The 13,160-nt window shown below is 62.1% G+C and carries 12 protein-coding genes and 1 pseudogene; 4 read left to right on the forward strand and 9 right to left on the reverse strand.

Going from position 1 to position 13,160, the window contains the following annotated elements; translation table 11 throughout:
• The first annotated feature begins 183 nt into the window (after positions 1-183).
• Positions 184-2,400: a beta-glucosidase family protein gene (locus L0U81_RS17385; RefSeq protein WP_233804789.1), complete on the forward strand. Its 2,217-nt coding sequence runs from the start codon at positions 184-186 to the stop codon at positions 2,398-2,400.
• Between the two features lie 60 nt (positions 2,401-2,460).
• Here L0U81_RS17385 and L0U81_RS17390 read toward each other — a convergent pair whose 3' ends face one another.
• The 4 genes from L0U81_RS17390 to L0U81_RS17405 form a co-directional block, all read right to left on the reverse strand.
• Entirely contained in the window at positions 2,461-3,783 is a 1,323-nt protein-coding gene (locus L0U81_RS17390; protein ID WP_442793428.1) for an amidohydrolase family protein, read from the reverse strand.
• A 388-nt stretch (positions 3,784-4,171) separates the two neighbouring features.
• Complete coding sequence (locus L0U81_RS17395; protein WP_233804791.1) at positions 4,172-4,711, reverse strand: thioredoxin family protein; 540 nt, start codon at positions 4,709-4,711, stop codon at positions 4,172-4,174.
• A 1-nt stretch (position 4,712) separates the two neighbouring features.
• Positions 4,713-5,429: a cytochrome c biogenesis CcdA family protein gene (locus L0U81_RS17400; protein WP_233804792.1), complete on the reverse strand. Its 717-nt coding sequence runs from the start codon at positions 5,427-5,429 to the stop codon at positions 4,713-4,715.
• Positions 5,430-5,609: 180 nt separating this feature from the next.
• Complete coding sequence (locus L0U81_RS17405; RefSeq protein ID WP_233804793.1) at positions 5,610-6,581, reverse strand: LysR family transcriptional regulator; 972 nt, start codon at positions 6,579-6,581, stop codon at positions 5,610-5,612.
• 206 nt (positions 6,582-6,787) lie between these two features.
• On the opposite strand from L0U81_RS17405, the gene L0U81_RS17410 reads away from it, so the two are divergent.
• Together L0U81_RS17410 and L0U81_RS17415 are read left to right on the forward strand one after the other, a co-directional pair.
• Entirely contained in the window at positions 6,788-7,831 is a 1,044-nt protein-coding gene (locus L0U81_RS17410; RefSeq protein ID WP_233804794.1) for an alpha/beta fold hydrolase, read from the forward strand.
• A 254-nt stretch (positions 7,832-8,085) separates the two neighbouring features.
• Positions 8,086-8,433 (forward strand): DUF4148 domain-containing protein, encoded by a 348-nt coding sequence (locus L0U81_RS17415; protein ID WP_233804795.1) that lies wholly within the window; start codon positions 8,086-8,088, stop codon positions 8,431-8,433.
• A gap of 80 nt (positions 8,434-8,513) precedes the next feature.
• Here L0U81_RS17415 and L0U81_RS17420 read toward each other — a convergent pair.
• From L0U81_RS17420 to L0U81_RS17440, 5 genes and pseudogenes are all read right to left on the reverse strand, one after another.
• Positions 8,514-8,684, reverse strand: a pseudogene (locus L0U81_RS17420) (AsnC family transcriptional regulator); the annotation flags it as partial.
• A gap of 194 nt (positions 8,685-8,878) precedes the next feature.
• Complete coding sequence (locus tag L0U81_RS17425) at positions 8,879-9,085, reverse strand: hypothetical protein (RefSeq protein WP_233804796.1); 207 nt, start codon at positions 9,083-9,085, stop codon at positions 8,879-8,881.
• A 346-nt stretch (positions 9,086-9,431) separates the two neighbouring features.
• Entirely contained in the window at positions 9,432-9,650 is a 219-nt protein-coding gene (locus tag L0U81_RS17430) for a hypothetical protein (RefSeq protein WP_233804797.1), read from the reverse strand.
• Positions 9,651-9,845: 195 nt separating this feature from the next.
• Positions 9,846-10,133, reverse strand: coding sequence for a hypothetical protein (locus L0U81_RS17435; RefSeq protein WP_233804798.1), 288 nt, complete (start codon positions 10,131-10,133; stop codon positions 9,846-9,848).
• 88 nt (positions 10,134-10,221) lie between these two features.
• Entirely contained in the window at positions 10,222-10,494 is a 273-nt protein-coding gene (locus L0U81_RS17440; protein WP_233804799.1) for a hypothetical protein, read from the reverse strand.
• 433 nt (positions 10,495-10,927) lie between these two features.
• Between L0U81_RS17440 and L0U81_RS17445 the strand changes: the two genes are divergently transcribed.
• Positions 10,928-13,129 (forward strand): serine/threonine protein kinase, encoded by a 2,202-nt coding sequence (locus L0U81_RS17445; RefSeq protein WP_233804800.1) that lies wholly within the window; start codon positions 10,928-10,930, stop codon positions 13,127-13,129.
• Positions 13,130-13,160: the final 31 nt, after the last annotated feature.

Genomic DNA, 13,160 nt, shown 5'->3' on the forward strand with positions numbered 1-13,160 from the left:
TCAGACTACATTCCTACATTAACCACCACGAAGAGTCGCTACAGCCCATCCAGTTGCGCCGATTCTTCTTCCAGCAGGCAAACGTTTGCAGTCATCGCTGCATGCCTGTTTTCGCGTCCGCTTCCCACCCACCCGACGCGCTCCGCTGCCCCCAACGAAAAGCACAATTTCGGAGAGACAACTATGCAGAAGAAACTTTGGCCGGCCGTCGCGATAGCGGCGGCTGTGAGCGCTGCTGCGCACGCGGAAACCCCCACTCCCGGGCTCGACTTCGCGCCCATGTCGACGGTGCCGAACGCATTCGCGTCGGCGGCGGCGCATCGGCGCGCGGAAACGCTCGTCAGCAAGATGACGATCGACGAAAAGCTGCAGTTCATTCATTCCGAGTACGCAATGTATGCCGTGCCGGGCGGCGGCGCGGGCTACATTCAGGGCGTGCCGCGCCTCGGCATTCCCGACCTGAACATGGTCGACTCCGCAACCGGATCGGGCAGCACCTCGCAAGCATCGACGACCTTCCCGGCGACGCTCGCAGTGGCGGCTAGCTGGGACCCGGCGCTGTCGTGGAACTTCGGCAAGCAGATCGCGATCCAGTTGCGTCAGCAGGGCTTCGGCATGGGGCTCGGCGGCGGCACGAACCTCGCTCGTGAGCCGCGCGGCGGCCGGCTCTTCGAGTATCAAGGAGAGGATCCCGTGCTAGCCGGCGAGATGCTTGCGGCGCGCACCGACGGCACGCAAAGCCAGAAGGTCATCGCGACGATCAAGCACTACATGGGCAACGAGCAGGAACATAACCGCGGTGGCGGCAACAGCCAGATCGACGAGCGCACGATGCGCGAGATCTATCTGCTGCCGTTCGAAATCGCCGCGCGTCGCGCGCAGCCTGGCAGCGTGATGTGCAGCTACAACGAGGTCAACGGCACCTATGCCTGCGAGAATTCGCACATTCTCAGCGACGTGCTGAAGAACGACTGGCACTTCGAAGGTCAGGTGCAGTCGGACTGGGGCGCGACGCATAGCACGGCACCCGCGATCAATGCCGGTCTCGACGAGGAAGAAGATGTCGGTACGACCGTCTATCTGACTCCGACACTGGTCAAGCAGGCGATCGCGAACGGCTCGGTGTCGACCGCGCGCCTCGACGACATGGTCGAGCGCAAGCTGTACGTGATGATCCGCACGGGTGTGATGGACGATCCGCCGAAGGGCGGCGCGACCATCGACTTCTCAGCCGCGAGAGCATTCACGCAGTCGGTCGAAGAGCAATCGATGGTACTTCTGAAGAACGCCAACAATCAGCTGCCGCTCGCCGCTGGCTCGTTGTCGCGTATCGCGGTGATCGGCGGCCACGCCGACGCAGCGGTGCTGACGGGCGGCGGCTCGGGCAATACCCGCGATCCGGTGACGGGCGCGTTCGCTGGTTGCGGTGGCCTGACGTTCGGCACGTCGACGGGCTGCAGTTGGTGGACCAACCCCTGGCTGAAGCTCCCCACGCCGATCGTCTCGGCGATTCAGGCCCTCGCGCCGCAGGCCACGGTGACGTTCGCCGGCAACAGCGATCAGCAGTCGCCGTTTGCCGCTTACACGCAGCAGCAGATCACCCAGGCGGCGACGCTGGCGGCCAACTCCGATGTCGCGATTGTGGTGGTCGCACAGCCGGCTGGTGAGGACATCGGCGATCAGCCGAGTCTGGAACTCGCGAATCCGACCAACCAGGATGCGCTCGTCGAAGCGGTCGCGGCGGCCAATCCGCACACGATCGTCGTCGTCGAAAGCGGCAACCCGGTGCTGATGCCGTGGAAGGATAACGTGTCGGCCATCGTCGAAGCGTGGTACCCGGGCGAAGGCGGCGGCAACGCAATCGCCAACGTGCTGTTCGGCAAGGTCAATCCTTCCGGCAAGCTGCCTGTCACGTTCCCGGTGCGCGACCAGGACACACCAACGTGGGGCACGAATGGCGCGTTCGCGGCGAACCCGGTCTATTCCGAAAAGCTCGACATGGGCTATCGCTGGTACGACTCGCAGAACATCACACCGATGTTCGAATTCGGCTACGGCTTGTCGTACACGCACTTCGCGTACTCGGGTCTGTCGGTCCAGCATCTGCCGGGCGGCCTGATCGACGTGTCGTTCAACGTGCGTAACGATGGCCGCGTCGCCGGCGCGGAAGTGCCGCAGGTGTACCTCGGCGTGCCGTATCAGGGTGAACCGCCACGGCGTCTCGTCGGCTGGGACAAGGTTGGTCTGAATCCCGGCGAATCGCGTCGTGTGCACGTGGTCGTGACGCAGCGCATGCAGAGCGTGTGGGATACGACGAACAACCGCTGGCTCTACGTGCCGGGCAGCTCGGTGTACGTCGGTGCATCGTCGCGCGACATCCGTCTGCAGGGGAACAGCTAGTTAGCGTGACGGTGTAGCGAATGCGGGCGCGGGAGGTTGCGCGCCCGCATGCATTGCTGATTACGCTTTCAGCGTGTTCTTGTAGAACTTCCCGTCCTTCATCACGATGCGCAGGTTCTGCTCCGGGTTTGCGATCAGGTCGAGATTCTCGAGCGGATTGCCATCGACGAGCAGCAGATCGGCGTACGCACCTTCCTCAAGTACGCCGAGCTTGCGCGGATACGGATTGCGGTGACCGGACAACGCCAGCAGTTGGCCATTGGTGCCCGTTGCCATCCCCAATGCTTCGGCTGGGCTATACCAACGCTTCATGTGCGTGAGCATCGTGCCTTGCCGCGTGGCGATGAGCTGCGAAAAGAGCAGGTCAGAGCCGAATGCGACCTTGATGCCATGCTTGCGGGCCAGTTTGAAAGCGTTGTCGGTGCCCGCAACCACTTCAAGAAACTTTTCGCGGCTCTGTGGGGCGAGCGGGCCCACGTCCTCTTCACTGACGAACGGCTGCGTGCTCAGCCACGTACCGTTCTTCGCCATCAACGCCGCGGTCTTGTCGTCCATCAGATGACCATGCTCGATGCACTGCACGCCCGCCGCAACGGAGCGCTGAACCGCTTCGGGCGTGTACGCATGCGAGAGGATATAGGTGCCCCAGTCGGCCGCCGTTTCGACCGCCGCGCGCAGCTGCTTTTCGGTGAAGGTGAGCATGTCGAGCGGACTGCGCGGCGTCGATACGCCACCGGATCCGACCAGTTTGATCTGCGTCGCGCCCTGAATGAACTGCTCGCGCACGCGCAAGCGCACTTCGTCTTCGGTGTCGGCGATCGCGGCGCCGCCATCCCGTTCAATTTGACTGACCTGATTGCTGGTGCGTGGCAGTTCCGACAGCGCGCGAAAATCGCCGTGGCCGCCGGTCGTAGTGATCATCGCGCCGGACGGATAGATGCGCGGCCCGGAAATCATGCCGCTATCGATTGCCTGCTTCAGCGCGAACGATGGACCGCCCGCATCGCGTATCGTCGTGAAGCCGCGCAATAGCGTGCGTTCGGCTTCAGCGCTCGCCGCAAGATGGACCAATGCAATGTCGGATTGAAGGATGACCTGAATCGGCACCGCCGCGAGCAGCGCATGCCAGTGCATGTCGATCAGTCCGGGCATCATCACCTTGCCACCGCAATCGACGATGGTCTTGCCCTCGATCGAAGCGGGCTGTCCCTGACCCAGCTGGCTGATGCTGTTGCCCTCGACAACCAGATAGAGGCCGTCGCGCAATGTCGACGATCTGCCGTCGAACAAACGAAAGTTCGTGAATAGCACCGGTTTCGCGGGCGGTCCTGGCGGTTGGGTGCTTTGAGCATTGGCAAGACCGGGCAGAACCAGACTCAGCATCGAGGCCGCGAGTCCGGTGACAAAGCCGCGGCGTGACAGGTCGGCGCTGATACGGCGGTTTGCATATTGCGCTTGAGACTTGTCACAAAGACAGGAAAACGAAGGACTGACTGTTTTATTGCCGATGTACTTTCCTGAAGGCATAGCTCACCCGTAAGGTAGATCACCGTGCATCGAAAGCCGCCATCTGACTACATTTCACAATTGGCGACGCGAAAGTCAAGCCAGCAAAGAGTATCGTCCATAACTGAAGATGGCAAATCCGGTTGGCGCAATACAAGCATCGAAACTACCTCTTCTGGTCAGTCGGTTAAAACGCAAGCCCCCATGTGCCGGATTGCTCGGGCGCAAGGGGGCTTTCCCGTTCTATGCGTCGGTAAACCGTTCGTCAATTCTTCTGCGCAAGCAGCGCCTGAATCTTCGCTTCGGTCTGCGCGTAGTCGCCTTCTCCGAAGTGTGTATAGACGATCTCGCCTTTCTTGTCGATCAGATAGAACGCGGGCCAGTACTGATTGTTATACGCGTTCCAGGTCGCGTACTGGTTGTCCTGTGCAACCGGATAGCTGATGCCGAGCCGTTTGAGCGCGGTCTTCACGTTGCCGGTGTCGCGTTCGAACGGATACTCGGGCGTGTGCACGCCGATTACCGTGAGTCCCTGATCCTTGTACTTCTGATTCCAGTTTTTCACGTAAGGCAGCGTATTGACGCAATTGATGCAGCTATAGGTCCAGAAGTCGACGAGTACCACCTTGCCGCGCAACTGCTGCAATTTGAGCGGCTCGCTATTGAGCCATTGCGTAATGCCGGTCAACTCGGGTGCGGGCGGCCCACTTTCTTGCTGCGCAGCGACGGCGGCCGTACTCGTCGCGATCAACGCGCAGGCGGCGAATGCCGTGGACAGTGCGAAGTTTTTCAATCGGGGAGTCATGTCAAATTCCTTTGAGTGAGGGGAAAAGGCCGGCGAGCCGCGCGTACAGCAGCACGTCGTATTGCAGATAGATGGCGAGCGCGGTCAGCATCACGAGTACGCCGAAGACCTGTTGCAGACGTTCAGCGTGACGTGCGACGACGCGTACATGGCGCGTCACGTAATGACCGCCATAGATGATCACGAGCATCGGAATCGCCGCGCCGATCGCATAGAGCGTGAGCAGCAGTGTTGACCAGCCGAGATCCTGCGCCTTCACGACGAGGACGAGGATCGAAGCGAGCACGGGGCCGGCGCAGGGTGTCCATACCGCACCGAGCGACATGCCGAGTACGAAGCCGCCTGCATTGCCGGTGCCGGGCTGGGTGCCCGGCGCAATGATCCCGCTGATGCGATCGAGCGGACCCTGCAGTTGCGCGACGAGCCAGTCGTAGGGACGCGGCCAGATACGCAGGAGTCCGGACAGTGCGAGCAACGCAATGCCGGTATTGCGCAATACCTGTTGCGCGACATGCACCGTGCTCGACACCGCGCCCAGGAGCAGCGCGAATGACGCGAAAGTCAGGATAAAGCCGGCGACGATAAAGAGTGGCCGCGTGCGGCTCGGTTGTTCGACGGAAGTGCCGAGCAGGATCGGCATCACGGGCAGCACGCAGGGGGAGGCAATCGTCAGCAACCCGGCGAGCAGGGCGAGCGGGGTTTCGAGAGTACTGTGCATGATTGGCGTTCCGTTGGCTGGGATGGCCGTATTGGAACGCCCGCACGTATCTGGTTTATGTCGGCAATCAGGCGGGTTTGCAATGTTGTGTGTCTGCATGCTGCGCAGATACATTGCGACACAAATCGCCCGACGTGCCGATTTCCGAGGTGGTCGATGCAGTGGTATCCGAACGCCGGACTAGCGCGTCTTGCGTTTGCGTGCAGCGGCTCCCGCTGCACTCGCTCCTTTATTTACCCTGGACGTGGAGAACATCGGCATGCGCTCCTGAATCCACCGCAGCAATTCGAGCGGTCCCGGCGCGAGCGGGCGACCGGTTTTGACGAGCACACGGGCCTGCGCGCCGGAAAAAAGCGGATGTGCAATGGGTACCGTCGTCAATTCGCCGCTCGCGATTTCGCGGTAAGCGGCGAATTCGCCGATCAGCGTCATGAAGTTGTCGACCGTGACGAAGCGCTTCAATGCACTCAATGAGTTGGTGGTCAGCGTCGCGCGAATCGACACGTTTTCCGCCAACTCCGTCATCTTGACGACATGACCGATCCCAAACGTTGGCGGCATCAGTGCAAGCGGCCACGCGCGCAGATCGTCGAGCGTCGCGGGTTTCTTGCGCTTCGCGAGGGGATGGTCGCTTCGCAGCAACAACACCACGGGCTGTAGCGAACTCGCGCGAGATTCGACCCGGGCATGCGGCGGCGGATTGTACGCGAGCCCGACGTGTGCCCGACTTTCCGCGACCTCTTCCTGGATCGCATCGACCGCGAGCATATCCAGGCCGATCTCGAGTTCAGGATATTGGGCACAAAATGGCGCGAGAACATCGTCGACCAGCGTATCGACGAAGCCTTCGCTGACCGCAAGCCGGATCTGCCCGCGCTGCAGGCCTTTTAAAGCATGCAACTGATCTTCGAGCTTCTCCTGCTGCGAACGATAGCCGCGCCAGAATTCGAGCAGGTGCGTGGCCGCCTCGGTTGGCTTGACTCCGCGCGGCTGCCGCTCGAACAGCACGGCGCCGAGTTCGTCTTCGAGCAGCTTGATCTGACGCGTAATTACGGAGGGCGACGTATTGATGCTCTCGGCGGCGCCACGTATGGTGCCGTGCGTGAGCACCTCGTTGAAATAACGAAGGCGTTGCTGATTGATCTCTCGCATGTTTTTACTCGGCTGCGGTTAATGTGTTGCCCGTAAAGCAACGATACGTGAACTTAGTTGCTCTTGCTGCTGCCAGCTTACGCTGCCACTATTCATCTCAAGCGTTGCGACAAAGGTAAACCGGGTCTCGCGCGCGGCTGCGCGATTTCGCGCGCGAACGGACCCGATCAATTCAGTATCACACCCTGATTGAAAGGAGAATGACCATGTCGGATCAGATTAATGGACGTCGCCGTCGCTTTCTCGGAACGGCCGTTGCGGGTATCAGCCTGCTCGAATTGGGACTGAGCGGCCTCGCGCATGCGCAATCGGCCGATACGGCCGGCAATGTGAAAGCGGGTACGCGCATCGCGTCGTTCGAGAACATTCGTTCGATCAATGCCGGCACGCTGAACGTCAGCTACGCGGAAGCGGGTCCGCAGAACGGACCCGTGGTCATCCTTCTGCACGGCTGGCCGTACGACCCCTACAGCTTCGCCGAAGTGACGCCGTTGCTCGCGGCGGCCGGTTATCGCGTGATCGTGCCTTATCTGCGCGGCTACGGCGGCACGCGTTTTCTGTCGGCGGATACGCCGCGCAACGGTCAACAGGCGGTGGTCGCGGTCGACCTCATCAACCTGATGGACGCATTGAAAATCGACAAGGCCGTGCTCGGCGGCTTCGACTGGGGCGCGCGTACGGTGAATATCGTCGCCGCGTTGTGGCCGCAACGCGTGAAGGCGATGGTGTCGGTGAGCGGATATCTGATCGGCAGCCAGGAAGCGAACCGCGCGCCGTTGCCGCCTAAGGCCGAGCTTGCGTGGTGGTATCAGTTCTATTTCGCCACCGAGCGTGGCCGCGCGGGTTATGAAGCGAACCGTCATGACTTCAACAAGCTGATCTGGCATACCGCCTCGCCGAAATGGAATTTCGACGACGCCACGTTCGAGCGCTCCGCCGAATCGTTCAATAACCCGGACCATGTTGCCGTGGTGATTCACAACTACCGCTGGCGTCTGGGGCTCGCGCAGGGCAAGCCGCAATACGACGAACTCGAAAAGCGCCTAGCGACCGGACCGACGATCGCGGTGCCGACCATCACGCTCGAAGGCGACGCGAACGGCGCCGCGCATCCCGAGCCCGCAGCATACGCGAAGAAGTTTACCGGCAAGTATCAGCACCGCAATATCAGCGGCGGCATCGGCCACAACCTGCCGCAGGAAGCACCGAAAGCCTTTGCGGATGCGATTCTCGACGTCACGCGGCTTTGATGCGATATCCGAAATGCCTCGAAGCGCTTTTTTGTATCGCAATGTATCAACACCGTACGCGGACAAAGACGCTTGCAGAAACAGGGGGTGACGAAAACATTGCAGATACGTTGGCGCGTTCAAATGTCTTCACGCAAGGTTGATTCACAACGTTGCGTGTGAATCAGGCGGGACATGACAGCGTATCTGCGTTGATGGCTTCGCGTCCCGCTCAATCATTTAATCCCTAGTGGTTTGATATCCGGAGAAGACTCATGAAATTCGTTCAATCGCTGATCGTCGCCGCACTCGTTGCCGCTCCCGTCGTTTCGTTCGGGCAATCGCAGCCGCAACAGGCTCTTACCCGGGCTGAAGTCCGCGCGGAACTGGTCCAGTTGGAAAAGGCCGGCTACAGCCCCGCGAGCGACAACGCGCAATACCCGAACAACATCGAGGCAGCGCAGGCGCGTATCAGCGCGGGCCATGACGCGACCGCTTACGGTGGCGCCGCGAACGGCGGTTCGGGTTCGGGCTCGCGCACGCAGATGAAGCATGCGGCGGCGGACGACGCGAACGACGGCTCCAACGTGATCGGCCTCGGTTCGATCTACGCGCATTCGTGATCGGGTGTAAATCTGCACGCTGTCCGCGCGAATTGACTCGCATCGAAGCGCGGACGGCTCATACCGACAAGCCGTCGTGCTTCGTCGCGCCGATTCAACGTGACTTCGGGCAGCGCCACGTCCGCGAAGCCGAGCTTCTGCTGATCGAGCAACGCGACATAGCTGAGGAGATACGCTTCGTTTCCGAGCTGCCGCGAGCGATTCCAGCAAGCGGTGGTCGACATGCCGACCTGTTCGGCACGCTCCGCGTCCGGGACAACCGTCCGGACCGCAGTCCTCACGATCGGCGATCCTGCGCGGCCACAAGCCGCCCATCGGGGTCTCGCCGCATTGGTCTATCGAACTCTCTTCTGCCCGCTGATTCGCCGGTTAATTAAAACGGCACCCGTCGCGCACATAACACGAGCAGGGTGCCGTTTTTCCAATTGCGGGCACGTCGCGCGTCCTATAGATAAGTTCCTTTAATGCGGCCTTCGAAGATCGCGGTGTTGATGTCCCAATCGTCGACGGTACCCGTGCCGCCGCCGTCCACCGTGACGACGACCGAGCGGCCGCCGCGCAGCGTCTTCATCTGATCGACGGTCAGTGCTTTTTCGTGTGATGGGTCCCCCGCGCAACGCGGTAGGTCTTTGATGATCACAGTGGCTTTCATGGCATGTCTCCTTGACTTGGAAAGGCGAGCACCGTGCGGCGCCCGCTTCTATTTCCGCAAGGCCCATGCCAATGTGAGAGGACGTAAGCCGCAACCTGGAGCGGGGGCCGCCATGCAAAGCCTGGTAAGGATGTCCGCTATAGGTCCGTTGAATCGCACTGGAAACGACTGCGATCACGAGTCGAAGTGTTCGCGCGGGTCCCACGAGTCGCGTGCGATTGGTTGGGGCGCAGCGCAGCGTCGCGCATGCCGAACCCCGGAGTGCAGGACGCAATCGGAAGCGCAAACAGAAACGGCACGCGCTATGTGCGCGTGCCGTCATGGTGAAACGCCCCGACGAGCCGAGCTAGCGGCGCTGCCGTTTGCGCGGCGAGGCTGCTTCGGCGATACGCTCATGCGCGGCCGGAAAGCCTGGAGGATATTCGACGACGCGCGTCGCGGCCGGCACCAGCGGTGCGGCGAGACTCGAGCGCGCGCCCACGCGCGCGCCGCCGACGATCGCGGCCATCGCCTCGCGGTCCAGTTGGACGCTCTCGGTCAGATCCTTGATGATGAGCTTGGCCATAACGGCTCCAGAAAAACGCTCCGGCGGCCGGACCCTTTCGGATTCCGGCCGCCGCGCTTGGAAGGTATTTGGAGTCTTGTTCGTTGTACTGAGGTCTCAACGCACTATCAGTATAGGAAATCCGATCGCGCCGCGCTTGGCCGTGGTGTTGCCGAGGCAGTGAAGGAACCTGCGTTCCTCCGTTGCCGCCTCGCCTTACACGACGGAGAAGTTGGCTCCCCAAAGCGTGGGGTCGACGTTCAGCTTCAGCGGCACGAAACCCGCGCCGATCACACCGATGTTGTTGAGCGCTGCGACTTGGACGTCTTGCTGCTGAACCAGATTCTGATTGACTGTGACGTTGACATTGGCGATGCCGGCAAGGCTGCCGAGACCGCCCGCGGGGGTGGGCACCTTGCTGCCGGTGCCGCCGGCGATCCCGGACATGGCCCGGCGGTCGAGTTCGCGGGTGCCGGACAGATCGCGAATCATGAGGGATGACATGGCGTTTCTCCAAAGAAGTACGGAAAGCGGACATGAATGGCGCGCGGCGGAGCGGCCCGCGCCAGCGGGCGCCTCGCCGCGCCGCACATTACGCGAAGTTGTTGTTGTTCGACGTGATATACGGCTTGAACGTCGACTTGATGCCTTCGGCGAACGCAACGTTGTTGCCGTTGGCGTTCTGCAGGCTCAGGTCGGTACTGATCAGTTGCGTGGTGTCGACGTCCGTCTTGGTGAACGGCTTATAGACCGAGCTGTAGTTGTAGCTGTAGTAGCTCGGGCCGAAGCCGCCACGTACGGCCTGCATGGCTTTGCTGTCGAGTTGCTCGGTGACGGACAGGTCTTTGATCATCAGCGTTTTCATGGTGAGTCTCCAGATAGAAGTGTTCGCAGTGTTGCGAGTGGTTTCGAGCAATTGGTTTGCTCGGACATTACTAACGCACAGGGTGTGCCAGTGTTGATCAAGTGTCCTGAGAATAAGGACGGAACCTTGTCGAATAAGGGTTTTGGGCCCGGGTCGGTCTTCGTGCCGGGTAGCTCCACGAGCGCTGCAGCGCTCCGAACGGTGGCGGCTGTCCGACATCGCAGCGCGCCCTGTTGGATCGCGCACGACATTGCGCCAGCGAGGCTGCGGCGCGGCGCGCGGCTCATGCCTGGTTTGCCTGGTTTGCGAAAGCGCGGACCGGGAGCTAGTATCGAAACGGCACATGGAACCGGTTACGGCAGGTTTTCTATCGACCCGCGTGGCTTCGGTCGCATGCGACACGGCCCAGCGGCAACGGCGGTGCTTCGCACAAATGGCTAGCCTTGCGCGTGTGATTCTCGACTTCCAGAGCGGCGTGCTGTCGCGGGACGAGTTTGTCGCGCAGCTCGACAGCGCGTTGGCGACCGAGCAACTCGGTCCGACGCGGCTGCTGGAGACGCTGTACGCCGCGCATGGTCAGACGCCGCTACCGGAAGATCTCTATCTCGAAGTGCGGCGGCGCATCGAGCTGCTGCGCCTGTCGAACGTCCCGGCGGGCGGAGAGGAAACCGGTGTTCAGACGTCGATCGACGTGCCGTCGCTGCGCTCGTCGAGCGCGGGGAGTGCGGGTAGCGCGGGCGTCGGCGGTACCGCGAGTACTGCCGGAAGCCCCGCGCACGAGACCATCAAAGGCATCGGCGATACGCTGAATAATCGCTTCGTGCTCGAAGAGTGCCTCGGCGTGGGCGGCATGGGCACCGTGTACAAGGCACTCGATCTGCGCAAGCTCGAAGCGTCGGATCGCAAGCCCTATCTCGCCATCAAGGTGCTGAACGTCCAGTTCCGCGGTAATCCGAATTCGCTGGTTGCATTGCAGCGCGAAGCGCGCAAGGCGCAGGTACTCGCGCATCGCAACATCATCACCGTGTACGACTTCGACCGCGACGGTCCGATCGTCTATCTGACGATGGAGTACCTGAGCGGCAAACCGCTGAGCCAGCTGCTGCGCACGCCCGGTTATCAGGGCATGCCGGTGCGTGCCGCGTTGCCGATCGTGCGCGGCATGTGCGCGGCGCTCGCGTACGCGCATGAGCGCGGCTTCGTTCATTGCGATTTCAAGCCCGCGAACGTGTTTCTGACCACGAATGCCGAAGTGAAGGTGATCGACTTTGGCATCGCGCGTGTATTCCAGCGGCCCGAAGAGGAGAGCGACGCGACGGTGTTCGATCCGGGCAGTCTCGGCGCGTTGACGCCCGCCTACGCGAGCCCGGAGATGATCGAGCATCGTGAGCCGGACCCGCGCGACGACATCTACGCGCTTGGCTGCATCACGTACGAGCTGCTGACGGGACATCATCCGTTCGATCGCCTGTCGGCCACCCAGGCGCGCAATGCCGATTTCAAGCCGCAGCGTCCGCCGAATCTCGACACGCGACAGTGGCGCGCGTTGCGCGCCGCGTTGTCGTTCGATCGCAATACACGGATGCCGAGCGTCGTGCGCTTTATCGGCGAGTTCGACAATGAAGCGCGCGCGGAGAAGTCGGGCGCGCTCGCGAAGATCGGGCTCGCCGGTTTGGCCGTCGTGTGCGCGGCCGTGGTGGGCGTATTCGCGTTTCGTTCGGGCCCCAGCCGGCAAGCCGCGCAAACCGCGGCGGCGGGAACGCAGGGTGATCAGGTTGACCGGGCGGGTCGGGCGTCCGAGGTCGCGCCCTCAACGAGCGTCGCGCAGACGACGCCCTCTTCGGCGGGCGCGAATGAAGGAAGTGCTACACCGGGCGGTGCGGCCGCAACGGCAGTCCCGACACCACCGGTTTCGTCGCCACCCGCGCCGCCGCCCGCTCCTGCGCCGAAGCCCGCCTTGACCCTTGCCGCGATCGCGCCCACGCTTGCACAGGTGCCGTGTTCGGCTTTATCGGGTGCGGTGCAGGATCACGCATTGACGGTACGCGGTTTCGTGTCGCAGCGTTACGGTGCCGCGCATCTGAAGGAGACGTTGGCGGCGCTGCCTGGCGTCGATACGGTTTCGCTCGACGTGCGGCCCCTCGCCGATGATAAGTGTGACGTCGCCAGGACGCTCGCGCCGTACCTGATGCGCAACTGGCAGGCTGGGCGCGTTGCGTCGCTGCAGATGCGTCCGCGAAGCGGCTTGCTGACCGAGCATGACGCGCTAGTGGTCGACCTGAAAGCGCCCCCCTTCGATTCCTTTGCGACCGTCGACTATTACCAGCTCGACGGCCACGTCGTCCACATGGTGCCAAGTCACCTCTTGCCGGACAACCAGATGCAGCCGAACGGTTCGTACACGATCGGCAGCAGTGCGGGCGACTGGACCGTATCGAAGCCGTTCGGCTCCGAGATGGTGGTGCTGGTGATCACACCGGTCGCGCTGTTCGACAAGCTGCGTCCGGAAAGCGAAACGCGCGCAGATTATCTGCGCGCGCTCGAGACGCGGCTGACACAGATCGGCGGTCAATATGGCCAGGATCGCCTGTTGGCGGATTTTGCGCCGATTACGACCAAGCCCGCCGCGCCGTGATCCGTTAGGAACCCGATCGAAATGCGCTTCG

This window comes from Paraburkholderia sp. HP33-1 (assembly GCF_021390595.1).
Classification (GTDB): Bacteria; Pseudomonadota; Gammaproteobacteria; order Burkholderiales; family Burkholderiaceae; genus Paraburkholderia.

Excerpts from the sequence above, each read along its gene's own strand:
- L0U81_RS17430 (WP_233804797.1), bottom strand. The coding sequence starts at position 9,650 with ATGGCCAAGCTCATCATCAAGGATCTGACCGAGAGCGTCCAACTGGAC.
- L0U81_RS17400 (WP_233804792.1), bottom strand. The coding sequence starts at position 5,429 with ATGCACAGTACTCTCGAAACCCCGCTCGCCCTGCTCGCCGGGTTGCTG.
- L0U81_RS17445 (WP_233804800.1), top strand. The coding sequence starts at position 10,928 with ATGGCTAGCCTTGCGCGTGTGATTCTCGACTTCCAGAGCGGCGTGCTG.
- L0U81_RS17385 (WP_233804789.1), top strand. The coding sequence starts at position 184 with ATGCAGAAGAAACTTTGGCCGGCCGTCGCGATAGCGGCGGCTGTGAGC.
- L0U81_RS17425 (WP_233804796.1), bottom strand. The coding sequence starts at position 9,085 with ATGAAAGCCACTGTGATCATCAAAGACCTACCGCGTTGCGCGGGGGAC.
- L0U81_RS17440 (WP_233804799.1), bottom strand. The coding sequence starts at position 10,494 with ATGAAAACGCTGATGATCAAAGACCTGTCCGTCACCGAGCAACTCGAC.
- L0U81_RS17395 (WP_233804791.1), bottom strand. The coding sequence starts at position 4,711 with ATGACTCCCCGATTGAAAAACTTCGCACTGTCCACGGCATTCGCCGCC.
- L0U81_RS17415 (WP_233804795.1), top strand. The coding sequence starts at position 8,086 with ATGAAATTCGTTCAATCGCTGATCGTCGCCGCACTCGTTGCCGCTCCC.
- L0U81_RS17410 (WP_233804794.1), top strand. The coding sequence starts at position 6,788 with ATGTCGGATCAGATTAATGGACGTCGCCGTCGCTTTCTCGGAACGGCC.
- L0U81_RS17405 (WP_233804793.1), bottom strand. The coding sequence starts at position 6,581 with ATGCGAGAGATCAATCAGCAACGCCTTCGTTATTTCAACGAGGTGCTC.
- L0U81_RS17390 (WP_442793428.1), bottom strand. The coding sequence starts at position 3,783 with ATGCTGAGTCTGGTTCTGCCCGGTCTTGCCAATGCTCAAAGCACCCAA.
- L0U81_RS17435 (WP_233804798.1), bottom strand. The coding sequence starts at position 10,133 with ATGTCATCCCTCATGATTCGCGATCTGTCCGGCACCCGCGAACTCGAC.